The 25,171-nt window shown below is 74.6% G+C and carries 22 protein-coding genes; 9 read left to right on the top strand and 13 right to left on the bottom strand.

All coding sequences use genetic code 11. The features are described from left to right. Positions 1 to 51: 51 nt before the first annotated feature. Positions 52 to 1,335, top strand: coding sequence for a hypothetical protein (locus ACIRQY_RS07340; RefSeq protein WP_403922785.1), 1,284 nt, complete (start codon positions 52 to 54; stop codon positions 1,333 to 1,335). Between the two features lie 319 nt (positions 1,336 to 1,654). On the opposite strand, the gene ACIRQY_RS07335 is transcribed toward ACIRQY_RS07340, so the two are convergent. The 3 genes from ACIRQY_RS07335 to ACIRQY_RS07325 are packed head-to-tail and all read right to left on the bottom strand — an operon-like array spanning position 1,655 to position 4,724. Then, positions 1,655 to 2,638: an ABC transporter ATP-binding protein gene (locus ACIRQY_RS07335; protein ID WP_403922784.1), complete on the bottom strand. Its 984-nt coding sequence runs from the start codon at positions 2,636 to 2,638 to the stop codon at positions 1,655 to 1,657. Next, positions 2,635 to 3,723: a FecCD family ABC transporter permease gene (locus tag ACIRQY_RS07330; protein ID WP_403922783.1), complete on the bottom strand. Its 1,089-nt coding sequence runs from the start codon at positions 3,721 to 3,723 to the stop codon at positions 2,635 to 2,637. Before ACIRQY_RS07330 ends, ACIRQY_RS07335 begins: the two co-directional genes overlap by 4 nt. Further along, complete coding sequence (locus ACIRQY_RS07325) at positions 3,720 to 4,724, bottom strand: FecCD family ABC transporter permease (RefSeq protein ID WP_403922782.1); 1,005 nt, start codon at positions 4,722 to 4,724, stop codon at positions 3,720 to 3,722. Before ACIRQY_RS07325 ends, ACIRQY_RS07330 begins: the two co-directional genes overlap by 4 nt. Before the next feature lie 372 nt (positions 4,725 to 5,096). Here ACIRQY_RS07325 and ACIRQY_RS07320 point away from each other — a divergent pair, with 372 nt between their 5' ends. Continuing rightward, positions 5,097 to 5,798, top strand: coding sequence for an HAD family hydrolase (locus ACIRQY_RS07320; RefSeq protein WP_403922781.1), 702 nt, complete (start codon positions 5,097 to 5,099; stop codon positions 5,796 to 5,798). Here the strand turns inward: ACIRQY_RS07320 and ACIRQY_RS07315 are convergent. Then, positions 5,786 to 6,064, bottom strand: coding sequence for a hypothetical protein (locus ACIRQY_RS07315; protein ID WP_351780785.1), 279 nt, complete (start codon positions 6,062 to 6,064; stop codon positions 5,786 to 5,788). The genes ACIRQY_RS07320 and ACIRQY_RS07315 overlap by 13 nt on opposite strands. 140 nt (positions 6,065 to 6,204) lie before the next feature. Here ACIRQY_RS07315 and ACIRQY_RS07310 point away from each other — a divergent pair, with 140 nt between their 5' ends. After that, positions 6,205 to 6,588, top strand: a complete 384-nt coding sequence (locus ACIRQY_RS07310; RefSeq protein WP_351780786.1) for a cold-shock protein — start codon at positions 6,205 to 6,207, stop codon at positions 6,586 to 6,588. 90 nt (positions 6,589 to 6,678) lie between these two features. Here ACIRQY_RS07310 and ACIRQY_RS07305 read toward each other — a convergent pair whose 3' ends face one another. The 4 genes from ACIRQY_RS07305 to ACIRQY_RS07290 all read right to left on the bottom strand — a co-directional run bounded on the left by ACIRQY_RS07305 (position 6,679) and on the right by ACIRQY_RS07290 (position 10,601). Continuing rightward, positions 6,679 to 7,533 (bottom strand): 1,4-dihydroxy-6-naphthoate synthase, encoded by an 855-nt coding sequence (locus ACIRQY_RS07305; protein WP_351780788.1) that lies wholly within the window; start codon positions 7,531 to 7,533, stop codon positions 6,679 to 6,681. Beyond that, complete coding sequence (locus ACIRQY_RS07300; RefSeq protein ID WP_403922780.1) at positions 7,530 to 8,288, bottom strand: futalosine hydrolase; 759 nt, start codon at positions 8,286 to 8,288, stop codon at positions 7,530 to 7,532. The genes ACIRQY_RS07305 and ACIRQY_RS07300 overlap by 4 nt, the downstream gene beginning before the upstream one ends. Positions 8,289 to 8,295: 7 nt before the next feature. Further along, positions 8,296 to 8,775: a DUF2771 domain-containing protein gene (locus ACIRQY_RS07295; protein ID WP_351780792.1), complete on the bottom strand. Its 480-nt coding sequence runs from the start codon at positions 8,773 to 8,775 to the stop codon at positions 8,296 to 8,298. A 392-nt stretch (positions 8,776 to 9,167) separates the two neighbouring features. Then, positions 9,168 to 10,601, bottom strand: a complete 1,434-nt coding sequence (locus ACIRQY_RS07290) for an MFS transporter (protein WP_403922779.1) — start codon at positions 10,599 to 10,601, stop codon at positions 9,168 to 9,170. Between the two features lie 436 nt (positions 10,602 to 11,037). Here ACIRQY_RS07290 and ACIRQY_RS07285 point away from each other — a divergent pair, with 436 nt between their 5' ends. Both ACIRQY_RS07285 and ACIRQY_RS07280 read left to right on the top strand, forming a co-directional pair. Next, a complete protein-coding gene (locus tag ACIRQY_RS07285; RefSeq protein WP_351780796.1) occupies positions 11,038 to 11,967 on the top strand; it encodes a DUF3027 domain-containing protein in 930 nt (309 codons plus the stop codon). Positions 11,968 to 12,658: 691 nt separating this feature from the next. After that, complete coding sequence (locus ACIRQY_RS07280) at positions 12,659 to 15,808, top strand: sacsin N-terminal ATP-binding-like domain-containing protein (RefSeq protein ID WP_403922778.1); 3,150 nt, start codon at positions 12,659 to 12,661, stop codon at positions 15,806 to 15,808. A gap of 25 nt (positions 15,809 to 15,833) precedes the next feature. Here ACIRQY_RS07280 and ACIRQY_RS07275 read toward each other — a convergent pair whose 3' ends face one another. The 3 genes from ACIRQY_RS07275 to ACIRQY_RS07265 form a co-directional block, all read right to left on the bottom strand. Next, complete coding sequence (locus ACIRQY_RS07275; RefSeq protein WP_403922777.1) at positions 15,834 to 16,223, bottom strand: hypothetical protein; 390 nt, start codon at positions 16,221 to 16,223, stop codon at positions 15,834 to 15,836. Positions 16,224 to 16,399: 176 nt separating this feature from the next. After that, on the bottom strand, positions 16,400 to 18,811 hold the full coding sequence (locus ACIRQY_RS07270; protein ID WP_403922776.1) for a cation-translocating P-type ATPase: 2,412 nt from the start codon (positions 18,809 to 18,811) through the stop codon (positions 16,400 to 16,402). 253 nt (positions 18,812 to 19,064) lie between these two features. Continuing rightward, a complete protein-coding gene (locus tag ACIRQY_RS07265; protein ID WP_351780804.1) occupies positions 19,065 to 19,355 on the bottom strand; it encodes a DUF2530 domain-containing protein in 291 nt (96 codons plus the stop codon). A 156-nt stretch (positions 19,356 to 19,511) separates the two neighbouring features. On the opposite strand from ACIRQY_RS07265, the gene ACIRQY_RS07260 reads away from it, so the two are divergent. After that, the gene (locus ACIRQY_RS07260) at positions 19,512 to 20,954 is read left to right on the top strand and encodes an NCS2 family permease (protein WP_403922775.1); all 1,443 of its coding nucleotides are present in this window, start codon (positions 19,512 to 19,514) and stop codon (positions 20,952 to 20,954) included. Here ACIRQY_RS07260 and ACIRQY_RS07255 read toward each other — a convergent pair. Beyond that, positions 20,924 to 21,169, bottom strand: coding sequence for a hypothetical protein (locus ACIRQY_RS07255; protein WP_403922774.1), 246 nt, complete (start codon positions 21,167 to 21,169; stop codon positions 20,924 to 20,926). The genes ACIRQY_RS07260 and ACIRQY_RS07255 overlap by 31 nt on opposite strands. 200 nt (positions 21,170 to 21,369) lie before the next feature. On the opposite strand from ACIRQY_RS07255, the gene ACIRQY_RS07250 reads away from it, so the two are divergent. Continuing rightward, positions 21,370 to 21,813 carry a MarR family transcriptional regulator gene (locus ACIRQY_RS07250; protein WP_351780810.1) on the top strand — a complete coding sequence of 148 codons (444 nt, stop codon included), beginning with the start codon at positions 21,370 to 21,372 and terminating at the stop codon, positions 21,811 to 21,813. Between the two features lie 26 nt (positions 21,814 to 21,839). Further along, positions 21,840 to 23,177, top strand: a complete 1,338-nt coding sequence (locus ACIRQY_RS07245) for an MFS transporter (protein WP_403922773.1) — start codon at positions 21,840 to 21,842, stop codon at positions 23,175 to 23,177. A 685-nt stretch (positions 23,178 to 23,862) separates the two neighbouring features. Here ACIRQY_RS07245 and ACIRQY_RS07240 read toward each other — a convergent pair. Beyond that, complete coding sequence (locus ACIRQY_RS07240) at positions 23,863 to 24,369, bottom strand: GNAT family N-acetyltransferase (protein WP_403922772.1); 507 nt, start codon at positions 24,367 to 24,369, stop codon at positions 23,863 to 23,865. Between the two features lie 202 nt (positions 24,370 to 24,571). Between ACIRQY_RS07240 and thpR the strand changes: the two genes are divergently transcribed. After that, the gene (thpR, locus tag ACIRQY_RS07235) at positions 24,572 to 25,156 is read left to right on the top strand and encodes an RNA 2',3'-cyclic phosphodiesterase (RefSeq protein WP_403922771.1); all 585 of its coding nucleotides are present in this window, start codon (positions 24,572 to 24,574) and stop codon (positions 25,154 to 25,156) included. The last annotated feature ends 15 nt before the right edge of the window (positions 25,157 to 25,171 follow it).

Raw genomic sequence — 25,171 nt, 5'->3', positions numbered from 1 at the left:
TCAGGCGCTAACGTCGGGCCGTACCGGGCGAACCGGCCGTGGAGGGGCAGCATGGGGATCGAGAGCGACCAGTTGGTCTACGACTATCTGAGCCGGGTCGGCGATCTGGCCCAGCAGCGGCAGCTTCCCGCGAGCGAGCGGATGCGGCTGGTGTCGGGCCTCCGCGACGAGATCGACCGCCGCCGCGCCACGCGCGGCGAGGAGAGCCCGGCGGCGGTCCGGGGCATCCTCGGCTCCCTCGGAACCCCCGACGAGGTGGTGGACCGGGCGGGCGACCGGCCCCGACCCCGACCCGGGGTCCCGGGCCCCCGTGAGGGAGAGCGGCGGGAACCCCGTGGGGGAGCGGGCCCGGACGCGGATTCTCCCGGGGGACCCCGTACGGGAATCCGTAAGGGGCCGGGCCGGGGGGCCGACCGGGGAGCCGCTGAGGGACCTTCCCGGGGGACCCCTACGGGAGAGGCACCGGGGCGGGGACAGGTCCCGGGGGCGCGGGCCGGGCGGGGCACCGGGTGGCTGCCGGGTCGCCGCCGCCCCCGTGACGGCTCCGGGGCCCTCGCGGACGGTGCCGGGACTTCGGCGGACGGCCGACGGCCCGCCGGGCGTGTCGGCCCACCCGCCGCACCCGTGTCCGCCGCCCCGTCCACCGGGCCCGGCTCGACCGGCCCGACCGGCTTCGGCGGTGCCGGGTCCGACGCGGGTGCCGACTGGTGGCGGGACGCCGAGGCCGTGGACGCCGCCGCCGGACTGCCCGGCTTCTTCGGCGGGGTCGAACGCCCCGACCTCTTCAAGGAACCCCTCCCCGAGGACGAGGCGGAGGAGGAAGGGGAAGGCGGCGAGGGCGGCGACGAAGAGGGCCAGGAGGGCGAGGGGTACGGCGGTCCCCGGGCCGCCGCGCCCGTACGCCGTCGTCTCGTACGCGTCCTGCGCCGCCGCAAGCCCGGAGCGCCCGCCGCACCGGAGCCCGAGGCGGAGCCGGAGGTGCCCGCCGCCCGCTTCCGTCTCGCGAACCCGTTCGTGCTGCTCGCCGCCCTGCTGCTGCTCGGCGGCGCCCTCTTCGGCTCGCTCCTGGCCCTGGCGGCGGGCTGGCTCCTCGCGTACGCCTCCCGGCGGCTCACCCCCGGCGAGGCGAAGACCGCCGTCCTGGTGATCCCGGGCCTCGCCGCCGCCTCCGGCGTCCTCTGGCTGTGGGGCAGGGTCGACGGCCGCTGGGGCGCCCCCGTCACGGCGGGCGGCGAGGCGATGGGCGCGGCGGTCTCGGAGACCTGGCCCTGGGTCCTGCGGGGCGCGGCGGTCGCCTCGGCGCTGTTCCTGCTGTGGCGGTCGCGCCGCCGCTGACCGGCCCGCCCCGGCCAGCGGGCCCGCCGCTGACCGCCGCCGCCCGGCCCGGGGCCCGTCGCTGAGCCCCGTAGACCGGCCCCGCAGACCCGCCCCGGGTCGCGCTGCTGAGCGCGGCGGACCCGCGCCACGCCGTGATGCGCCGGGGCGTCAGCCCTTGGAGACCTCGGGCTCGGGCCGCCGGGGGCGGGGCTCCTGAGGGCGTCCGGTCTCGTTCCCGGCGCCGGACCCGACCCGGCCCGACGCGCTCAGGGTCCCGTCGGCGAGCCCCTCAGACCCCGGGCCGCTCCCCGCCGCTGCGCGCTGACGCCCCGGGGCGTCAGCCCTTGGAGACCTCGGGCTCGGGCTCGGGCCGCCCGGAATCGGACACCGGCGTGGGCCCGGTCCCGCTCCCGGCTCCGGTCCCGGCACCGGACCGCGACCCGGGCACCGCCCCCGTATCCGTATCCACATCCGTACGAGCACCCGCACCCGCACCCGCGTCCGCGCCCGTGTCCGAGCGATCCACGTGATCCCCGTGCCACGGCGCTCCCGGGACGACCAGGGGGGAGCCCGTCACCGGGTCGGGGACGACGACCGAGACGAGGCCGAAGACGTCCCGGACGAGTTCCTCCGTCACGATCTCCGACGGCGGGCCCTCCGCGACGACCCGGCCCTCCTTCATGGCGATCAGATGGTCCGCGTACCGCGCCGCCTGGTTCAGGTCGTGCAGGACGAGGACGACGGTCCGGCCGCGCAGCCGGTTGAGGCGGCGGACCAGGTCGAGGACCTCCACCTGGTGGGAGATGTCCAGATAGGTGGTGGGCTCGTCGAGGAGCAGCAGCTCCGTCTCCTGCGCGAGGGCCATCGCGATCCACACCCGCTGGCGCTGGCCGCCGGAGAGCGCGTCGACGGACCGGTCGGCGAGCGCGGCGACGTCCGTGCGTTCCATGGCGTCGCTGACGGCCCGCTCGTCCTCCTCCGACCACTGCCTCCACCACGCCTGGTGCGGCTGCCGGCCGCGCGAGACGAGGTCGGCGACGGTGATGGCCTCCGGTGCGACCGGGGTCTGCGGGAGCAGTCCGACCGAGCGGGCGACGCTCTTCGTCGGGAGCTTCGCGAGGTCCTCGCCGTCGAGCAGGACGGCGCCGCCGCGCGGCTTGAGGAGCCGCCCGAGGGCGCGGAGGGTGGTGGACTTGCCGCAGGCGTTGGGGCCGACGATCACGGTCACCCGGCCGTCGGGAACGGCGAGGTCCAGTTCGTGGACGACGGTGCGGTCCTCGTAGGCGAGCGTCAGCCCGCGCGCGGTGAGCCTGCTGGTCATGCCTTCCCTCCGGTACGGCTGCGGACGATGAGCCAGATCAGATACGGGGCGCCGACCGCCGCCGTCAGGACTCCCACCGGCAGTTCGACGGGGGAGAGGAGCCGTCTGCCGAGCAGGTCGGCGAGGACCACGACCAGGGCGCCCGCGAGGGCCGAGCAGAACAGCGGGATCTGCGCGGTCCTCGTCATGCGGCGGGCGATCTGCGGGGCGAGCAGCGCGACGAAGTCGACGGGCCCGGCGACGCCGGTCGCCACCGACGCCAGGACCACGCCGACGGCGACGAGCCCGAGCCGGACCCGCCCGAGCCGGACGCCGAGCCCGGTCGCCGTGTCGTCGTCGAGGGAGACGGTCCGCTGCGCGCGGGCCGCCCACAGCACGGCGGGCAGCAGGAGCAGCAGCGTCCAGCGGACCGGCGCTGACTCGTCCCAGCCGCGCCCGTTGAGGGAGCCCGTCATCCAGATCTGGGCCTGCTGGGCGACCAGGTAGTCGCCCTTGGTCATGAAGAGGGTGGTGAGGGACCGCAGGGCGATGGCGAAGCCGATGCCGATGAGGACGAAACGGGTGGCGTGCAGTCCGCCGCGCCAGGCGAAGGCGTAGACGAGGGCGGCGGCGAGGACACCGCCCACGATCGACAGGTACGGCAGCACGGTGTACGAGGTGAGGCCGAAGGTCATCGCGGCGACGGTGACGGCCCCGGCGCCCTGGCTGATGCCGATGATGTCGGGGCTGGCGAGCGGGTTGCGGGCGACGGTCTGGATGAGCCCGCCCGCGATCCCGAAGGCGGCGCCGACGGCGAGGGCGACGACGAGCCGGGGCTCGCGCAGCTCCGCCACGACGAACGCGGACGGCGAGGAGTGCCCGAGCAGGATGCGCAGGACCTCGGAGGGGGCGACGAACTTCTCGCCGACACAGAGGTACGCGACCGAGGCCACGGCCAGGAGCAGCAGCAGGGCCCCGGCGACCAGGGCCGAACGGCGGTGCACGAGGAAGGAGGCGCCCCCGGCGCGGACCAGGCCGTACCCGGCGGGTCGCGGGCGCGGTCGCGGGCGGGTCGGGGCGGGGCGGGTCGCGGTGCCGGTGCTCACGCGGCCACCGCCTTGCGGCGGACGAGGGTCACCAGGAACGGCACGCCGATCAGGGCGGTCATCACCCCGGCGGGGACCTCGCCCGGCGGGAACACGATCCGTCCGGCGACGTCCGCGACGAGCAGCATGACCGGGCCGATGAGCGCGGCCATCGGCAGCACCCAGCGGTGGTCGGAGCCGACGACGGCGCGGGCGATGTGCGGGACGGCGAGGCCGACGAAGGCGACCGGTCCGGCGGCGGCGACGGCCGCGCCGGTGAGGACGGTCGCTCCGGCCCCGCCCACGATCCGTACCGTGGCGACGCGCTGTCCGAGGCCCTTGGCGACGTCCTCGCCGAGCGCGAGCGCGTCGAGGCCGCGCGCCACGGAGACCACGAGGAGCGCGCCGACCAGCAGGAAGGGCCAGACCTGGGCGACGATCTGCGCGTCGCGCCCGTCGAGGGAGCCGGTCTGCCAGAACCGGAACTCGTCGAGCGCGGAGGCGCGGGTGGTGAGGACGCCGGTGGTGACGGAGAGCAGCAGGGCGTTGATCGCGGCGCCGCCGAGGGCCAGTTTCACGGGGGTCGCGCCACCGCGTCCGCCGGAGGCGACCGCGTGCACGGCGACGGCGGCGACGGCGGCACCGGCGAAGGCGAACCACACGTAGCCGCTGAGTCCGTGCACGCCGAAGAAGGCGATGGCGACGACGACGGCGACGGCGGAGCCCTGGCTGATGCCGAGGATGCCGGGGTCGGCGATCGGGTTGCGGGTGATGCCCTGGAGCGCGGTGCCCGCGAGGGCGAGCGCGGCGCCGACCATGAGGCCGATGAGGGTACGGGGGACGCGGAGGCCCCGTACGACCTCGGCGTCGGCGCTCGTGCCGCCGTGCAGCAGGGCGTCGAACACCGTCGAGGGGGCGATGGCGCGGGCGCCGACGGTGAGGCTGAGGAGGACGGCGAGCAGGAGGGCGACGACAGCCGCCGAGGTCGCGAGGACCCGTCTGGTACGGAGAGCGGCTGGCATCGGGACCCATCGGGGGGAGTACGGGTTTGGTAAGGCTTGGCTCAGTGTAAGCAGCACTCACCGCCGTGGACCCGGGCCGGAGGACCCTTACGGGAGCCCCTGCGGGAGCTGCTGGGGATCGGGGAGGTGCGGGTGCGCGGGCCCCGTGTGGCCGGGCCCCTACGGGCCGGGGCCGCCCCTGGGGCCGCGCGCGGTGGACAGGGCCCCGGCCCGGGTCGGGAGCCGCTCGCCCCGGGAGGCCGGGGGGAGCCCAGGGAGGCCGGGGGGAGCCCCGGGACCGGCCGCTCCCCGTCCGGCGCTCCCGGCCGGGCCGGGACGGGAGGTCCGGGGTCACCCCGGTCCGTCCCAGGGGCGACCCCGGAGAATGGGCGCATGACGACGACCTCAGCCACCCCGTCCCCGGCCACACTCCCGCACCCCGCCACGAACCCGGCGGCGGCAGCCGCAGCGGCGGCGGGGCCCGGCGGCGGGCCGCTCACCGTCGGCTTCGATCTCGACCTGACGCTGATCGACACCCGGCCCGGCATCAGGGCGACCTGGGAGGCCTTCTGCGCCGAGACCGGCGTCACGGCCGACATCGACCTGGTCGTCAACCGGCTCGGCCCGCCGCTGGAGCACGAGATGGCGCACTGGGTGCCCGAGGAGGAGGTGACGGGGATGACCGCCCGCTACCGCGCGCTCTACCCGGCGTACGCGATCGAGCCCTCGCACCCCATGCCGGGCGCCCGGGACGCGATCCGGGCGGTCCGCGAGGCGGGCGGCCGGACGATCGTCGTCACCGCGAAGAACGGCCCGCACGCCGAGCTGCACCTGGCGCACCTGGGCATCGAGCCGGACGCGGTCGTCGGCGGTCTGTGGGCGGAGGGCAAGGCGGAGGCCCTGCGCGCGCACGGCGCCCAGGTGTACGTCGGGGACCACGTCGGCGACGTCCGGGGCGCGGCGGCGGCCGGTGCCCTCTCGGTGGCGGTCGCCACCGGCCCCTGCGCCGCCGGGGAGCTGACGGCGGCCGGGGCGGACGTGGTCCTGACGGACCTGACGGATTTCCGGGAGTGGTGGGCGGGCTACCTGGCCTGAACCGGTACGGCCCCGCCGTCGCGCGCCTGCCGCCGCTGGGCGGCGATGGCCCGCAGCACGCCCGCGCCCGCGACCATGAATCCGACGCCCATCAGCATGGACACGGTGTACGCCACGGTGGGGAACGGGTCGGTGCCCAGGAACAGCGGGGCCACGGTGACCAGCGTCGCCACCGCGCCGACCGCGAAGATGATCACACCGGCCTTGACGAGGCCGTCGCCGGGGGCGCTGTCGTCCGCCGGGGCGGCGGGGGTTTCACTACGCATCCGGCCAGGGTAGTTCCCAGGCCACAGGAACACACCGGCGACGTCTTGTCACCGGTCCCGGGAGCACTAGCCTGATCCCGGCGGGCCGGTCGGCCCGCTGCCAGCCATCCCCATCGACAAGGACGAGGACGAGGAAAGACGTGCCTACCGGCAAGGTCAAATGGTTCAACAGTGAGAAGGGCTTCGGCTTTCTCTCCCGTGACGACGGCGGCGACGTCTTCGTCCACTCGTCGGTGCTCCCTGCCGGAGTCGACGCACTGAAGCCCGGACAGCGGGTCGAGTTCGGCGTCGTCGCCGGGCAGCGCGGCGATCAGGCCCTGTCCGTCACGATCCTCGACCCGACCCCGTCCGTCGCGGCGGCCCAGCGCCGCAAGCCCGACGAACTGGCGTCCATCGTCCAGGACCTGACGACGCTCCTGGAGAACATCACGCCGATGCTGGAGCGCGGCCGGTACCCGGAGAAGACCCAGGGCAAGAACATCGCGGGTCTGCTGCGCGCGGTCGCCGACCAGCTGGACGTGTGACGGCCGTCCCTCGTGCGGCGCGCCCGGCCGTCCCCCTCGGGGGCACGCGCCGGGCCGCCCGGCCCGGCGGAAGGCGAGCGGCCGTCCCCGTCAGGGGAAGGCGAGCGCGTCCGGGCCGAGGGGCGGTACGAGTCCCTCGGCCGCGGCGCGGGTGAGCAGCCCGCGGACCGCCGCGTAGCCGTCCTCGCCGAGGTCGGCGGTGAACTCGTTGACGTACAGACCGATGTGCTGGTCGGCCACGCCCGGGTCCATCTCCTGGGCGTGTTCCAGGACGTACGGGCGGGAGGCCGCCGGGTCGTCCCAGGCCATCCGCACCGATGCGCGGGCCGCGTCGGCGAGCCGCCGCAGGGTCTCCGCGCCCAGCGAGCGGCGGGCCACGATCGCGCCGAGGGGGATCGGGAGCCCGGTGGTGGCCTCCCAGTGCTCGCCCATGTCGGCGAGGCTGTGCAGCCCGTACTCCTGGTAGGTGAAACGGGCCTCGTGGATGACGAGCCCGGCGTCGACCTTCCCGTCGCGGACGGCGGGCATGATCTCGTGGAACGGCATCACGACGACGTTCCCGACCCCGCCGGGCACCTGGTCGGCGGCCCAGAGCCGGAACAGCAGGTACGCGGTCGAGCGCTCGCTCGGCACGGCGACCGTCCTCCCGGCCAGGTCCGCGCCGGTGGCCGCCTCCCTGGTCAGGACGAGCGGCCCGCAGCCCCGGCCGAGGGCCCCGCCGCAGGGCAGCAGCGCGTACTCGTCGAGGATCCAGGGCAGCACGGCGTACGACACCTTCAGCACGTCGTGGTCGTCGGTGCCGCCCTCCGCCCAGCCGTTGGTGACGTCGATGTCCGCGAACGTCACGTCGAGCCGGGGCGCGCCCGGGACGCGCCCGTGGGCCCAGGCGTCGAAGACGAAGGTGTCGTTCGGGCAGGGCGAGTAGGCGATCTTCAGCTCGGTCACGACGGCTCCACGAGGACGGTGCTGCTGAGCAGCTCGAAGGTGTGCCGCAGGGATTCCAGGGCGTCGCCGATGCGCCAGGCGGCACGGTCGCGGGGGCCGACGGCGTTCGACACGGCCCGGATCTCGACGACGGGCAGGCCGTGCGCGGCGGCGGCCTCGGCGACCCCGAAGCCCTCCATGGCCTCGGCCCCGGCCCCGGGGTGGCGCCCGGCGAGTTCGGCGGCGCGCCCGGCGGTGCCGGTGACGGTGGAGACGGTGAGGACGGGGGCGACGGCGTGCGGGAGGCCGCCCGCCGTCAGCACGGCGGAGATCCGGCCGGTCAGCGCGTCCGGCACCGGGTGGACGGACCGGCCGAAGCCCAGTTCCTCGACGGTCAGATAGCCGTCGGGGGTCCGCGCGCCGAGGTCGGCGGCGACGACGGACGCCGAGACGACGACCGAGCCGAGCGGGGCGAGGGGGAGGAAGCCGCCCGCGATCCCGGCGGACACGACGAGCCCGTAGGGGGCGTCGGGGTCGGTGAGCGCGGCGGAGGTCAGGGCCGTACCGGTGGCGGCGGCGACCGAGGCGGGTCCCACCCCGCCGACGAGGACGTCGACCCGTACGGGGCCGGCGTCGGTGCCGGCCGTGTGACGGCGCAGCACGAGGCCCCCCGGCAGCGGGAGGAGCGCGGGGCCGCCGAGGTGGGGGCCGAGGCCGGCGGAGACGGAGTCCGCCTCAGCCGCCACGGCCGTCACGATCAGGCTCCGGTGGGCCACCGGAGGATCAGGATTCCTTCTTCAGCTGGAAGTGCCAGATGCCGGTCAGCTTCTTGCCGGTGTTCTCGACGATGGTCACCTGGGTGGAGTTGGTGGCCTCGCCGGACTGGGTCGAGAAGAAGGCGCTGGCCGGAATGGTCCGGTACGTCTTCTTGTACGGCTCGGGCTCGGCCTGCTGGCCGCCGAGGAAGATGGTCCAGCCGTTCTCCGCGATGTCGGGGTCGACCCCGAAGCGGATCTTGTCGTCCATCGCCACGGAGATGGACTTCTCGGCCTTCTTGTTGAGGCACTGCTGGATCTGCGACTCCTTGATGGCTTCGCCGTCGTTGTAGCAGGCGGCCTCGGAGTGGATCGAGTCGGTCCCGACCGTCAGGGTCGCGACGGGCGTCGGCTTGTCGCAGGCGGAGAGGACGAGGAGCCCGGCGGAGACGGCCCCGAGGGCGACGGCGGCCCGGCGGCCCGAGCCGGAGAAGAACGCAACGGTCATGAGCCGAAGGCTATCGGGCCGTCGCGTCCACGCCACGAGGGGGTACGGCGTGCCGCCCCGGGGTACCTCCGAGGCACCCTCGCGCGACGGCCGCCCCGACCGTACGCGGGGTGGTTCCCGGCCCCTTCCGGGCGCCGCCGGGAAAGCCCCGGGCGCTCCGGGCCCGGCGGCCGGAAGGGCCGCGCCTGACGGGTCCGGTGGGGCTGGTGAGTCGGAGGGTCCCGCAGGTCCAGTGGGTTCGGACGGTCCCGCAGGTCTGGTGGGTCCAGTGGGTCCAGTGGGTTCGGAGGTCGCGCCGGGTCGCGGTCACCCGCCGTGCCCGCCGCACCCGCCCCGCCCGGCGGTGGCCGCCCGGCGGCCGGAGGTCCCGCCCCGCTCCGGCCGGTGCCCCGTCAGGCCACCCTGGCCTTCGGGCGGTTCTCCGGGTTCGGGCGGCGGCGCGCCTCGGCGAGCAGGCCGCGGACCGCGAGCGCCGCGCCCAGCGCGAGGATCGCGGCGGCCACGGACATGCCGAGGGTGCCGTTGAGCGGCAGCGCGATCCCGATGCCGCCGCCCACCACCCACGCCATCTGCAGCGCCGTCTCCGACCGGGCGAAGGCCGACGTCCGTACGGACTCCGGCACGTCCCGCTGGATCAGCGCGTCCAGCGACAGCTTCGACAGCGCCTGGGTGAGCCCCGCGACCGCGCCCAGCACCGCGACCATCACCCCGCCGAAGAACACCGCCGTCAGGACCGCCGTACCGCACACCACACTGATCATCGTGGCGATGATCACCTCGGGCCCCTGCCCCCGGTCCCTGAGCAGCGAGCCCACGGCCGTCCCGCACGCGTTGCCCACGCCCGCCGCCACGCCCACGATCCCCAGCGACACGGCGGCGCTCTGCCCCGACAGCGGATGCTCCCGCAGCAGGAACGCCAGGAAGAAGATCAGGAAACCCGACAGCATCCGCTGGGCCGCGTTCGCCTGCAGACCGTGCAGCACGGACGGCCCCACGGTCCGCAGGTTCGGCCGCTTCTCCCCCTTGGCGCCCTTTGCTCCCTTTGCTCCTTTTCCGTCATTTACGTCCTTCTCGCCGTGCGCCAGCAGATGTGCCCGCCGCTCACCCTTCGCCGAGTCCACCTTCGGCGGCATCCGCAGCGCCCAGAACGTCCCGAGCAGGAACAGCGCGCACGCCCCGTACAGCGGGTACGGCGAGCCGAGGAGGTGGAGCCCCGCCCCCACCGGCGCGGCGACCCCCGTCGCGAGCAGCCCCGCCAGGGTCACCCGCGAGTTCGCCTTCACCAGCGAGAAGCCCGGCGGCAGCAGCCGGGGCACCACCGCGCTGCGCACCACCCCGTACGCCTTCGACGCCACCAGGACCCCGAGCGCCGCCGGGTACAGCTCGATCCCGCCCGTCGCCACCAGGCCCGAGAGCAGCACCGCGAGGACCGCCCTGGTGAGCATCGCGCCCGCCATCGCCGCCCGCCGCCCGTGCGGGACGCGGTCCAGGAGCGGACCGATCACCGGGGCGAGGAGAGTGAACGGCGCCATCGTGATGGCCAGATACAGCGCGACGCGCCCACGGGCCTCGTCGGTCGGCACGGAGAAGAACACCGTCGACGCGAGGGCGACGGTGATCATGACGTCCCCGGCGCCGTTCACGGCGTGCAGCTCGATCAGCTTCCCGAGCCCCGACTCGCCCGCGCCGTGCGCGTGTGTCGCCTTCCGGATGCCCCTCGCCGTCCCGCTGAAGGGCAGGTGCAGGACACGACCGACCTTCCGGCCCGCTCGGCGGAGCGGCCCGGCATGATCTTCGGATCGTGCGGGGGACCGTGCGGCTGCCACTCCGTCATAGTGCCCCACCGGCACGCCGGACGAACCGTGGCGCGGCGGGGGACACGCCTCCCGCCCGTCCCCCACGGCCACTTCCGCCCGTCCCCCACCGCCCTCACCGGTCACCGCCACCCCGCCTCCCACCTCTTTTCGGCCGTCCTCCCCACCCTTTCGGTGATCTGTGATCGGGGCCACTTGGGACGGGCAGGTGGGCTCTGGCCCGGGAACGGGGTAGCGTGCGTAGCGCGTCACCGGCGGAAGCTTTCGGCCGCGCGCCTCTTCGGCATCCCGCAGAATGGATGGCGATAGGTGTGCCCGAGACACGCGAGACAAGTCGGGTGCGCGGACGTCGATGCGGCCCACAGGTCCGCTCCGCCCGCCGCCCCAGGTTCGCTCCCGTCGCTCGGCCGGCGCACCCGTGAGACGGCGTAGGAGAGAAGCGAGACCTGTGAGTGCTGCGACGACGCGAAGCGGTACCCCGCGTACCCCGCGAGCCACGCGTACCCCCGACCGCCTGTGCGCCGAGGCCGTAGACCTCGCGCGGGAGGCCGCCGAGGAGGCGGCCGCCCCGGGCGTCGTCGGCGCCCATGTCGACGTGGTCGCCGAGGGCGACCGCGTCGTCACCCATTACTTCGAGTCCAAGGAACCGGGCTACCGGGGCTGGCGCTGGGCGGTGACCGTCACCCGCGCCTCCCGCGCGAAGAACGTCACGCTCGACGAGACCGTCCTGCTGCCCGGCTCCGACGCCCTCCTCGCCCCCGAGTGGGTGCCGTGGAGCGAGCGGCTGCGCCCCGGCGACATGGGCCCCGGCGACCTCCTGCCCACCGAGGAGGACGACCCGCGCCTGGAGCCCGGCTACACCGGCGAGGACGAGCCGCCGCCGAACTCCGTCGTCTCCGAGGAGCTCGCCGAGCACCTCGACGCCGAGGACGCCGAGATCGTCACCCGCGCGCCCTCGCGCGGCGCGATCGCCTCGGTCGCCGACGAACTGGGCACGCGCCGGGCCCGTGTCCTGTCCCGGTACGGGCTCCACATGGCGGCAGACCGCTGGGACGAGGCGTTCGGCCCCCGGACGCCGATGGCCCTCGCGGCGCCCGCGTCCTGTGAATCCTGCGCCTTCCTGGTGCCGCTGGCGGGTTCGCTGAAGCAGGCGTTCGGGATCTGCGCCAACGAGTTCTCCCCGGCGGACGGCCGGGTCGTGTCCCTCGCGTACGGCTGCGGCGGGCACTCCGAGGCCGCCGTCATGCCGAACCCGCCGCGCCCGGCGGCCCCGGTGCTCGACTCGATCGGCGTGGACGTCTTCCCGCTCCGCCCCGCCGAGGACTCCGGCTCGACCATGGAACCGGACGCCGCGTCGGAGGACCTGGGCCACTCGTAGCCCACCCGCCCCGGGGCCGCACCCGCCCCGGGGCTGGACGCCCGGCGCGGCACCGGGGCGGTGAGCCCCGGCCGATTGTCGCGCGCGGGGCCCGCCGGGCCCCGGCCGTACCGCCGGAAGGGGCGCCCGTCCGGTGCGGCGCCCCGCGCCGAGCCACGAGCGGCATCCGCCGGACCCCGGGGCCGTATGCCGACTCGGAGCCGTACACCCGACCGCCCCGACCCGCCCTGCCCTTCCCGGACCCGCCCTGCCCGCCCCGAGGCCACCTCCACCGGCCGCCGGACTCCCGGCCACCCCCAGTGCGTGCCCGCGCCGTCCGTCCGTCCGCCGGGGCCCTCGTCACCCGGGCCGTCCGCCGCCCGCCGTCCGCCCGTCGCGCGCCGGTCGTACGCCGGGACGCCGGTCGTGCGGTCGTGCACCAGGTCGTCGGGCCGCCGGTCCCGGACCGGACCGGTCCGCCGCCCCGTCACCGGCCCGCACCGGACCGCCCGCCGCCCGGCCGGGCTTCCGCCGGGGAGCCCGGACGCCCGACGGCGTCCCCGCCGCCCCGTCGCCACGGGCCGACCCCGCCCCCGGCCCCCGGGGCCGTACCCGCCCGGCGGTCCGGGGGTCGCGGGGCGCGGTACCTTCGGGCGTCCGGGACTTCGGGTCCCGGACGTGCCGCCCGTCCGGGCGGCCACCGCCCCGCAGAGTGGAGTCAGACGTGAACGTCAGCGTCCGGACGACGGCCGACGGAACCGATCCCTTCGGCACCGCACGGCTGCGCCGGGGAGTGCTCGACGCCTGGGGCGCCTCGCCCGCCCGCTTCCGGGAGGACGCCAACGCCGAGGAGGACCTCGCCCTCGGCGGCTACCGCGACCGGCTCGTCGTCGAACTCGCCCAGAACGCCGCCGACGCCGCCCACCGCGCGGGCGTCACCGGCCGTCTGCGGCTCACCCTGCACCCGGCGGACCACGAGGGCCCCGCCGTCCTCGCCGCCGCCAACACCGGCGCCCCGCTGGACGCCGTCGGGGCCGAGTCGCTGTCCACGCTCCGCGCCTCCGCCAAGCGGGAACAGGGCGGCGAAGGCGGCCCCGGCGCCGTCGGCCGCTTCGGCGTCGGCTTCGCCGCCGTCCTCGCCGTCACCGACGAACCCGCCGTCCTCGGCCGCCACGGCGGCGTCCGCTGGTCCCTCGCCGAGGCCCGCGAACTCGCCGCCGAGACCGCCCGGAACAGCCCCGGCCTCGACGACGAACTGCGCCGCCGCGACGGCCACGTCCCCCTGCTGCGGCTCCCGCTGCCCGCCGAGGGCACCGCCCCCGACGGCTACGACACCGTCGTCGTCCTCCCGCTCCGCGACGCCGCCGCCGTCGCCCTCGCCGAACGGCTCCTCGGCGCGATCGACGACGCCCTCCTGCTCACCCTCCCCGGGCTCGCCGAGATCGTCGTCGAGACCGCCGACGGGGTACGGACCCTGAGCCGCGCCGAGGACGACGGACACGTGCGCGTGGACGACTCCGCCACCGGCAGCCGCCGCTGGCGGACCGTCAGCCACAGCGGCCCCCTCGACCCCGGGCTCCTGAAGGACCGCCCGGTCGAGGAGCGGCTGCGCCCCCACTGGTCGGTCACCTGGGCCGTACCCGTGGACGACGCGGGAGCCCCCCGCCACCCGCGCACCACCCCCGTCGTCCACGCCCCCACCCCCACCGACGAACCCCTCGGCATCCCCGCGCTGCTCATCGCCTCGCTGCCGCTCGACACCGCCCGCAGGCACCCGGCGCCCGGCCCGCTCACCGACTTCCTCGTGCAGCGCGCCGCCGACGCCTACGCCGAACTCCTCGCGGACTGGCGGCCGGTGACCAGCGCCGCCCTGGACCTCGTCCCCGGGCCGCTCGGCAAGGGCCCGCTCGACGGGGCGCTGCGCGAGGCGATCCTCGACCGGCTGCCGCGCGTCGCGTTCCTCGCGCCCGCCGTCCCCACCGAGGAACTCCCGGCGCTCCGCCCGATCGAGGCGGAGGTCGCGGAGGGCGCGGGCGCGGAGACCGTCGGCGTGCTCGCCGAGGTGTTCCCGACCTTGCTCCCGGCCGGTCTCGAACGGCGCCCCGAGCTGCGGACTCTGGGCGTCGGCCGGGTGCCGCTGACCGAGGCGGTCGACCGGCTCGCGGGCGTGGACCGGTCCCCGGGGTGGTGGTGGCGGCTCTACGACTCCCTCGCGGGTGTGGACCCCGACCGGCTCTCGGGCCTGCCGGTGCCACTGGCCGCGGCGGAGGACGGCGGCCCGGTCCGTACGACGCTCGGCCCGCGCCAGGTGCTGCTGCCGCAGCTCGGCACCCCGGTGGAGCTGACCCGGCTGGGTCTGAAGGTCGCCCACCCGGAGGCCGCCCACCCGATCCTGGAGAAGCTGGGCGCCCTGCCCGCCACGCCCCGCGCGGTCCTGACGACCCCGCAGGTGCGGGCGGCGGTCGCGGGCTCCCTCGACGCGGGCGAGATCTGGGACGAGGACGCGCTGGACGCGGAGGAACTCGCGGAGACCGTCCTCGGCCTGGTCAGGGACGCCGATCTGGAGCCGGGCGACGAGCCCTGGCTGGGCGCGCTCGCCCTCCCCGACGGGGACGGCGAGCTGTCGCCCGCGGGCGAGCTGGTGGTGCCGGGGTCGGCGTTCGCCGCCGTGATGCGGGAGGACGAGCTGGCGCTCGTCGACGCGGACCTGGCCGCCCGCTGGGGCGAGCGGCCGCTCGCCGCGTGCGGGGCGCTCGCCACGTTCGCGCTGGTCCGGGCGACGGACCTGCTGCTCGACCCGGACGAGGTCGAGCCCCGCGAGGGCGACTACCCGGAGCCCGACGACGCGGGGCTGCTCGACGCGGTCGACGTGTGGTGCGAGGACGTCCTGGACCGGCTGCCGGAGTCACCGGTGCCGCCGGTGGCGACGGAGATCGTGGCCGTACGGGACCTGGACCTGGTCGACGACGACGCCTGGCCCCGGGCCCTCGCGATGCTCGCCCGGCCGCCCCTGCGGGACGCCCTGACCCAGCCCGTGCGGGTCCTGCTGCCCGACGGCACGACGGAGACCGTACGGTCGTACACGGCGTGGTGGCTGCGCGACCACCCCGTCCTGGACGGCCGCCGCCCGGCGGGACTGCGGGCCGCGGGCTCCGACCCGCTCCTGACCGGACTGTACGACTCCGCCGACGCGACCGGCTTCGAGGACGAGCAGGTCCTGCGGGCCCTGGGCGTCCGCACCTCGGTCGGCGCGCTCCTGGACGAGCCGGGCGGCGCGGCGGAGCTCCTCGCCCGGCTCGCGGACCCGTCCCGCGAGGTCACCGGCGCGCAGCTGCACGCCCTGTACTCGGCGCTCGCCGAGCTTGACCCGGAGCAGGTGACGCTGCCGGACGAGCTGCGGGCGGTGGTGGACGGCGAGGTGGTCGTGGTCGACGCGGCGGACGCGGTGGTCGCGGACGCCCCGGACCTGCTGCCGCTCGCGGACGGGCTGCCGCTGCTCCCGGTGGCGCCGTCGCGCGCCGCCGACCTGGCGGACCTGCTCCAGGTGCGGCGGCTGAGCGGCACGGTGGACGCGGAGGTCACCACCGAGGGCCAGGAGCACGGGGTCCCGTCCTCGGTCCGCGCGCTCCTGGGGCCGACGACCCCGACGACGTACGTCGAGCACGAGGAGCTCCTCGTGGCGGGCGCGGAGCTGGACTGGCGCCGGACCCCGGACGGCACGGTCCACGCGGCCACCCTGGAGGGCGTGGCGGCGGCCCTGGCCTGGGCCACCGGCCAGTGGCCCCGCCGCTTCGAGGTCGCCGCCCTCCTGGAGGACCCGACCCGGACGGCGGAACTGGCCAGGGACCGCTGGTTCGACTGAGCCGGTCCGGCCGGGGGCGCGCCGGTCAGGCGCACCACAGCGCGCCGCGCCGGTGCCGGGCCTCCGGCACGTCGGCGGCCCCGGCGGCGTCGAGGTCGAGACGGCCGCCGGGCCCGTCGACCAGGCGCCGCAGCACGCCGACCCGGCGCCGCAGCCGCTGCCGGGCCCGGCGCTCCTCCACACCGGCCTCCCGGGTGACGGTCCGGTCGCCCCGGTACCGGGGGAACGCGTAGACCTCCACCGCGCGCCGCACCGCGCGGGGCCGCTGCCTGCGGCCCTCCCGGGCGGCCTCGCGGGCGCCGGAGGCGTCGTACCGGAGGCCGTGGAGGACCACGGCACCCCAGGGCCGTCCCGGCGGCCGGTCCGCGGCGGCGCGGGCGCGGGCGGGGGAGGCGTGATGGGCGGTGCGGCTCATGAGGGCTCCCCGGGCGGCCCGCCGGGAAGCTCGGGGCGGGCCGCCCGGACCTCCGGGGGCCCCTCGGCCCGCTTGTTCCGCCCCGTCCGCACGCGGGCACCCTACGGCCCCGGTGGCGGCCCGGGCGACCGGCTTTCTGGCGGCGGCGCCTTCAGGATCCGACGCCCCCGGGGGCGTCACGCCGGGAACCTGCGGCCCACCCAGCGCCAGACGAACTCCAGGACGACGCAGCCCGCCGCCGCGATGGCGACGGCCGTCCACGGCATGGTGACGCCGACCAGTTTCAGGGCGAAGAAGTTCTGGAGCCAGGGGACGGCGAGGACCAGGAGGAAGGCGCCGCCCATGGTGGCGACCAGAGTGAGGCGCCACCACGTGTAGGGGCGGGCGATGATCGCCAGGACCCACATGGAGACCAGGAAGAGGGTCAGGGTGGCGGCGCTGGTCTCGGCGGCCAGGGCGTCCGGGCCGGTGTAGTGGTGGCGGGCCAGCAGATACGTGGTGAAGGTGGCCGTCGCCGCGATGACACCGCCGGGGATCGCGTACCGCATGACCCTGCGGACGAAGTGCGGCCTGGCCCGTTCCTTGTTGGGCGCGAGGGCCAGGAAGAAGGCCGGGACGCCGATGGTGAGGGTCGACAGCAGCGTCAGGTGACGGGGCAGGAACGGGTACTCGACCTGGGAGCAGACCACCAGGACGGCCAGGAGGACCGAGTACACCGTCTTGGTGAGGAAGAGCGTCGCGACCCGGGTGATGTTGCCGATGACCCGGCGGCCCTCCGCGACCACCGACGGCAGCGTGGCGAACGAGTTGTTCAGGAGGACGATCTGGGCGACCGCCCGGGTCGCCTCCGAGCCGGAGCCCATCGACACGCCGATGTCGGCGTCCTTCAGGGCCAGGACGTCGTTGACGCCGTCGCCGGTCATGGCGACGGTGTGGCCGCGCGACTGGAGCGCCGCCACCATGTCCCGCTTCTGCTGCGGGGTGACCCGGCCGAAGACCGCGTTCGCGTCGAGGACCTTCGCCATCTCCTCCCGGTCGGTGGGCAGGGTGCGGGCGTCCACGGTGTCCTCGGCGCCCGCCATGCCGAGCTTCCCGGCGACCGCGCCGACGGAGACCGCGTTGTCACCGGAGATGACCTTGGTGACGACGTTCTGCTCGGCGAAGTAGGCGAGGGTGTCGGCGGCGTCCGGCCGCAGCCGCTGTTCCAGGACGACCAGCGCGGTCGGCCGGGCACCGGCGGCCAGGCCGGGCTCGTCGAGGTCGTGGTCCGTACGGGCGAGCAGCAGCACCCGCAGGCCCTGCTCGTTGAGCCGGTCGATGTCGGCGAGCGTGGGGTCCCCGGCGGGCAGCAGCACGTCGGGGGCGCCGAGCAGCCACGTCGAGTTCTCCCCGTCGCCCTCGCTGAAGGACGCCCCGCTGTACTTGCGGGCGGAGGAGAACGGCAGCGACGCGGTGCAGCGCCACTCCACGGGGGTCTCCGGGGAGGCGTCGATGACGGCCTGGAGGGAGGCGTTCGGGTGCGGGTCGGACTCGCCGAGGGCCGCGAGCACCTTCCGTACGTACGCCTCGTCGGCGTCGTGCAGCGGCCGCAGCTCGGTGAGGTCCATGCCGCCCTCGGTGAGCGTGCCCGTCTTGTCGAGGCACACGACGTCCACCCGGGCGAGGCCCTCGATGGCGGGCAGCTCCTGCACGAGGCACTGCTTGCGGCCCAGCCGGACGACCCCGATGGCGAAGGCGACGGAGGTCAGCAGGACCAGACCCTCGGGGATCATCGGGACGATGCCGCCGACCGTACGGGCGATGGCGTCCTTGACGTTGTCGCTCTTGGCGAAGAGCTGGCTGAGGATCAGCCCCAGCGCGGTCGGGACCATCATCCACGTCACGTACTTGAGGATCGTGGAGATGCCGGTGCGCAGCTCGGAGTGGACGAGGGTGAAGCGGGACGCCTCCTCGGCGAGCTGTGCCGCGTACGCCTCACGGCCGACCTTGGTGGCGGTGAACGCGCCGCCGCCCGCGACGACGAAGGAGCCGGACATCATCCGGTCGCCGGGCTTCTTCACGACGGGGTCGGCCTCGCCGGTCAGCAGGGACTCGTCGACCTCCAGGCTGTCGGCCTCGGCGACCTCGCCGTCGACGACGACCTTGTCGCCGGGGCCCAGCTCGATGAGGTCGCCCAGGACGATGGCGGAGGTGGAGATCTCGGTGGGGGCCCCGTCGCGCCGGACGGTCGGTTTCGCCTCGCCGATGACGGCGAGCCCGTCGAGGGTCTTCTTGGCGCGGAGTTCCTGGATGATGCCGATGCCGGTGTTGGCGACGATCACGAAGCCGAAGAGGCTGTCCTGGATCGGCGCGACGAACAGCATGATCGCCCAGAGGACGCCGATGATCGCGTTGAAGCGGGTGAAGACGTTGGCGCGGACGATCTCGGTGGTCGAGCGGGAGCTGCGCACCGGGACGTCGTTGACCTCGCCGCGCGCGAGGCGTTCGGCGACCTCGGCGGAGGTGAGTCCGCCGGGCCGGTGCACGACGGGCGGCCCGCTCCCCGCCGTCTCGCCGCCGCCCGTGTCGATCTTCGCCCGCTGAGTCATGTTTTCGACGGTACGGCCGGTTCGGGGCGTTCACCTGCCGAGGGGGGCGAAGATCAGACCGGGGGAGGAGGGGAATCGTCCGCTGGTGCCATGCGGGGTCGGTCGGCCTCGGGGTGCGGGGGCGTCCTTCGGCGGGGTGCCGGGTGGCTTTGGTGGTGCGGGGTGCCTTCGGCGGGGTGCCGGGTGCCTTCGGTGGTGCGGGGTGCCTCCGGCGCGGTGCCGGGGTCCACGGGTGCGGGCCCCGCCGGAGGCGCTACCTCTCCGGGTGGTCCTCGGCCGGTCCGGGCGCCGCCGCCAACGCCGCCGCGTGCCGCTTGATCGCCGCGTCCCGCTTCCGTACGTACCAGATGCCGATCAGGCCGAGCCCGCCGCCGGCCAGGCAGGTCCACACCCACCAGGTGAGGCCGCGGTCGTCGAACCAGCCGTAGAAGGGGACCTGGACGAGGAAGAGGGCGAACCAGAGGATCGTTCCGCCGGTGATGGTGGCGACGACGGGCCCTTCCAGGGGCTCGGGTGCCTCGTGCTTCGGTGTCCACTTCGCCATGGGCATCAGTCTAGGTGGCGGGAATTCGCACCCACACGTGGTCTACGCGCGGAGATGGACTCCCGATCGTTCATGTGTTCATACTGAAACGGTTTGCCTGTGGCGGGTTTCTTTCGTATGAACCGCCAAATGGACTTCTCCCTGATGAGGACCCCCATGAGCACCACGGCCCCCGCCAAGGCCACGCCCCCCGAGCCGTCCGCCCCGACCTCGGCCCTCGACCGGTACTTCAAGATCACCGAGCGCGGTTCGACCGTCGCCCGCGAGTTCCGCGGCGGTTTCGCCACCTTCTTCGCGATGGCCTACATCATCGTCCTGAACCCGATCATCCTCGGCAGCGCCAAGGACATGTACGGGAACCAGCTCGACAGCGGCCAGCTCGTCACCGCGACCGTCCTGACGGCCGCGTTCTCCACGCTCCTCATGGGGGTCATCGGCAACGTCCCGATCGCCCTCGCCGCCGGTCTCGGCGTCAACACGGTCGTCGCCCTCCAGCTCGCGCCCAAGATGTCCTGGCCCGACGCCATGGGCATGGTCGTCCTCGCGGGCGTCGTCGTCATGCTGCTCGTCGCCACCGGACTGCGCGAGCGCGTGATGAACGCGGTCCCGGTCAGCCTGCGCAAGGGCATCGCGATCGGCATCGGCCTCTTCATCATGCTGATCGGCCTCGTCGACTCCGGCTTCGTCTCCCGCATCCCCGACGCCGCCCACACCACCGTCCCGCTCCAGCTCGGCGGCTCCGGCCACCTCCTCGGCTGGCCGGTCCTGGTCTTCGTCCTGGGCGCGCTGCTCACCCTCGCGCTGATCATCCGCAAGGTGCCGGGCGCGATCCTCATCTCCATCGTCGCCATGACGATCGTGGCGATGATCATCAACGCCGTCGCGACCGTGCCCTCCTGGGGCCTCACCACCCCGGAGTGGCCGGGCAACCCGGTCGCCTCCCCGGACTTTGGTCTGGTCGGGCAGGTCAGCCTCTTCGGCGGCTTCTCGAAGGTCGGCGTCCTCACCGGCGTCCTCTTCGTCTTCACCGTGCTGCTGTCCTGCTTCTTCGACGCCATGGGCACGATCCTCGGCGTCGGCGACGAGGCCAAGCTGACGGACAAGGACGGCAACTTCCCCGGCATCAACAAGGTCCTGCTCGTGGACGGCCTGGCCGTCGCCTCCGGCGGCGCCACCTCGTCCTCGGCGACCACCTGCTTCGTGGAGTCCACGGCGGGCGTCGGCGAGGGCGCGCGGACCGGCCTCGCCTCGGTCGTGACCGGCGCGCTGTTCTCGGTGGCGCTGTTCCTCACGCCGCTGGCCACCATGGTGCCCTCGCAGGCGGCCACGCCCGCCCTGCTCGCGGTCGGCTTCCTGATCCTGGCCGGGTCGGTCAAGGACATCGACTGGAGCGACTACACCCTCGCGGTGCCCGCGTTCCTGGCCATGGTCATGATGCCGTTCACCTACTCGATCACGAACGGCATCGGCATCGGCTTCATCGCGTTCAGCGTGCTGCGCCTCGCGGCGGGCCGGGGCCGTGAGGTCCCCGTCGCCATGTACGTCGTGTCGGCGGTCTTCGTCTTCTACTACGCGATGCCGGCGCTCGGCCTCACGTGATCCGGGTCCCGGGCCCCCGCGGGCCCGGGCGCCCCGCCCTCCCCGTAGAACTTCTCCGTCTCCTCGACGGCGGTCGTGAACCGCTCGTCGAAGTCCTCCCGAATGAGCGTCCGGACGACATAGTCCTGGACGCTCATTCCTCTTCTGGCGGCGTGACCCCTGAGCCGGTCGAGCAGCTCACTGTCGACGCGCAGGCTGAGCACTGTCGATCCCATGCCGCTCAGGGTCGGGCCACCCGGGCCTCCGCCGGGTCGCTTTCCGGATTCGGCTCACTCGTTCGGGTGATACATCGAGGCCGGAGTGTTCCTTCCCGGCGCCCGGTTCACCCATGGGGCGGAAGAGGGGGATGTGATCCGGGCAACGTCGGCGTGTTCCCGTTGGTATTTAGGAAGAGTAATGAGTTAGGCTAACGAACATGCCTGACCTGTCCCACGGCACCGCCGACGACGTCGCGGCCGTGAACGCGCTGCGCTCCTCCGTCATGCGACTGGGCCGACGCCTCAAGCACCAGCGCGTCGACGAGTCGCTGAGCCCCACCGAGATGTCGGTGCTCGGCACCCTCGCGCTCTGCGGCTCCGCCACCCCCGGCGAGCTGGCCCGCAAGGAGCACGTCCAGCCGCCGTCGATGACCCGCATCGTCGCGCTGCTCGAAGCCAAGGAACTGGTCCGGCTGGAGCCGCACCCCGACGACCGCCGGCAGAAGGTGGTCAGCCCGACCGAGCAGGCCGAGACCATGCTCGAAGAGTCCCGCCGCAAGCGGAACGCCTGGCTGGCCTCCCTCGCCGAAGGGCTGGACGAGGACGAATGGGCCACGCTGCGCGCCGCCGCCCCGGTCCTGGAGAAGCTCGCCCACCTGTAACCGAGGCGCCAAGGAGGCGTTGCACTTTGAGCACGGGACCCGGAGCAGACTCCGCACCCGTCCACCAACCCACCCTCAAGACCCGTCGGCGGGGGGAAACCTTCTCCTCGCTCGGCATACGCAACTACCGGCTGTTCTTCACCGGTGCCATCGTCTCCAACACCGGCACCTGGATGGCCCGCATCACCCAGGACTGGCTGGTCCTCAGCATCACCGGCTCCGCCGCGGCCGTCGGCATCACGACAGCGCTGCAGTTCCTGCCCATGCTCCTCTTCGGGCTCTACGGCGGAGTGATCGCCGACCGCTACCCCAAGCGGAACCTGCTGCTCGTCAGCCAGGCCGCCCTCGGACTCTGCGGCATCGCGCTCGCCGTCCTCACCCTCTCCGGCAACGTCCAGGTCTGGCACGTCTACCTCATCGCCTTCCTCCTCGGCATGGTCACAGTCGTCGACAACCCGGCCCGGCAGTCCTTCGTCTCCGAGATGGTCGGACCCGCCCAGCTCCGCAACGCCGTCTCCCTGAACTCGGCCAACTTCCAGTCCGCCCGCCTCATCGGCCCCGCCGTCGCGGGCGTCCTCATCGCCGGAGTCGGCAGCGGCTGGGCCTTCCTCCTCAACGGCCTCTCCTTCATCGCCCCGCTCATCAGCCTGCTGCTCATGCGGACCGGTGAACTCCACAAGGTCGAACGCGCCCCGCGCGGCAAGGGCCAGCTCCGGGAAGGCCTGCGGTACGTCGCCGGACGGCCCGACCTCATCTGGCCGATCGTCCTCGTCGGTTTCATCGGCACCTTCGGATTCAACTTCCCCATCTGGCTCACCGCCTTCTCCAGCGACGTCTTCCACGTCGGAGCCGGTACCTACGGCTTCCTCAACACCCTCATGGCCGCCGGATCACTCGTCGGCGCCCTCGCCGCCGCCCGGCGCGGCTCCACCCGGCTCCGGATGCTGGTGATCGCGGCGGCCGTCTTCGGCATCCTGGAGATCGCGGCGGCCCTGTCACCCACGTTCTGGCTGTTCGCGCTGCTCCTCGTACCGATCGGCATGATCGGCCTCACGGTCAACATCGCCGCGAACTCCGCCGTCCAGATGGCGACCGACCCCGCCATGCGGGGGCGCGTCATGAGCCTCTACATGATGGTCTTCGCCGGGGGCACGCCGATCGGCGCGCCGCTCCTCGGCTGGGTCACCGACACGTACGGCGCCCGTGCCGGGTTCGCCGCCGGTGGCGCGATCTCGCTCCTCGCGGCCGTCGTCGTCGGGCTCGTCCTCGCCCGGGTCGGGGGACTCAAGGTCGCCTGGGCCTGGCGGCACGGGCACCCCCGGGTACGGGTGGTCTCGCGGGAGCGGCTGGCGGTGGTGGCGTAGCCCTTGGGCGGGCGTGGCCCTTGGGCGGGCGGCGGCGGGGGTCTGCGGTGGCCGCCGGCCGGGTGGGCCCCTTGGCTGCCGGTCCCTCCGTGGGGCTTTGCCTTACTGTCGCCGTTCCTCCGGCTGGGGTCTCGGTCGGCTGTCACGTGGCCGCTCCGGGTGGGCTTCGGCCGATTGTCGCCTGCCCCCGCGTGGACGGGTTCCGGTCGGTCGTCGTCCGGCCCCCCACGGGTGGGGCCGGGGCCGGGGCCTCCGCGCGGGAGGGGTGTCCGGACTGCGTCTCACCGCGCTTCGCGCGAGTTCAAGACGCTTTTACGTCCGGACACCCCTCCCGCGCTCCGGCCCCGGCCCCTCCCGCCGTTCTCGGCCGTCCCTTGGGGGTAGCCGGTGTCCTCATCGTTTTCGACCGTCCGTTCGTCCGTCTGTCGGCTCCGGGTCCGGCCGTTCCTTCGGGTGCGGTCGGTGCCCTTGTCGATTTCGGCCGTCCGTCGGCTCCGGTCCCTGCCCCTTCCCGTCGTTCTCGGCTGTTCTTCGGGTGCGGTCGGTGGCCGTCGTTCCCGGGCGTTCCTCGGCTCGGGTTCCGGCTGCTCCGCCGTCCCGGGCGGTTCTCGGCTTCGCCTTCGGGCTGCTCTTCGGTTGGTGAGGGCGGTGTCCTCGGCGTTCTCGTCCGGCCCTCGTGGGTCGATCAGAGTCTTCTCTCCAGGACCTGGCCCGGCCAGTCGCCCACCTCGAAGGGGGTGGTGCGGGTGAAGCCCTGGGATTCGTAGTACTCGATCAGGCGGCCTCCGCTGCCCGCGAAGCAGTCCACGCGGAGGAGCGGGACTCTCTGGCGGCGGGTCTCCGCCACCGCGTGCGCCAGCAGCGCCGTGCCCACCCCCCGGCCGTGGAACCCCGCGCCGGTCGCCAGCAGCCGTACGTACACCTCCGGCTCCCCGGCGGGCGGGACGTGCTGTCCGGGGAACGGGGTGAGGGTCATCGTCCCCGCCGGTACGCCGTCGATCTCGGCGATCCACGGATCGCCCGCCGCCATGGTGTCCTCGACCTGCCGTACGGCCTTCGGGCGGGCGGAGAACGGTTCCGTGCCCCACTGGGCCGTGATGCCTCTGGCGTTGAGCCACGTCACGGCGCTGTCGAGCACGCCGAGTATCGCGGGGAGGTCGGCCTCCCCGCCCTTCCTGATGGTGATCTCCATCCGGCCGAGGCTAGGGCCTGTTTCGAAAGTCCCGCCTGCCTGCCGGGTAGATGGCGCTACTTTCGAAACACGCCCCAGGGCCGGTCCGACCCTTCCCGTCGTCGCCCCGCAGGGCGGCCGCGCGGCGTCGGGTGCGTGCTCTCGGCGTCGTGAGGCAGGCGGGAATGGTCAGACGGGCCCTGGCGGGTGCCAGACTCGTGCCATGAGGCTCTTCGCCGCCGTCCTCCCGCCCCCCGAGCGGCTGGCCGAGCTCGGACACGTCGTCGACCGGCTGCACCGGCTGCCCGGGGCCGACGCGCTCCGCTGGACCTCGCCGCCCGGCCGCCACCTCACCCTCGCCTTCCTGGGCGAGGTCGACGAGGAACTGCTGCCCGAGCTGTACGTCCGGCTGGCCCGCGCCGCGCACCGCACCCCGCCCTTCCCCCTGCGGCTGCGCGGCGGCGGACACTTCGGGCGGCGGGCCCTGTGGACCGGGGTGGCCGGGGACCTCGACGAGCTGCGGCTCCTCGCGGAACGGGCCGACGCCGCCGCGCGCAGGTCCGGGATCCCCATGGACGAGCACCGCGGCTACCGGCCGCACCTCACACTGGCCCGCGCCCGTACGGACACGGTCGACCTGCGGCCCTTCCTCGACGGGCTCGACGGCTTCGAAGGGGCCCGCTGGGAGGCCGCCGAGCTGTCCCTGGTCCGTTCGCACCTGCCGGAGGGAGGGGTGCCGGGCGAGCGGCCCCGGTACGAGCGGGTCGGCGGCTGGCCGCTGGAGGGCGGCACTGTACGGGCGGGGTGAGGGGCGCGTCCGGCG

The sequence above is a fragment of the Streptomyces sp. NPDC101490 genome (assembly GCF_044767145.1).
Taxonomy (GTDB): Bacteria; Actinomycetota; Actinomycetes; order Streptomycetales; family Streptomycetaceae; genus Streptomyces.
This window is presented reverse-complemented; position numbering and strand designations above follow the sequence as displayed.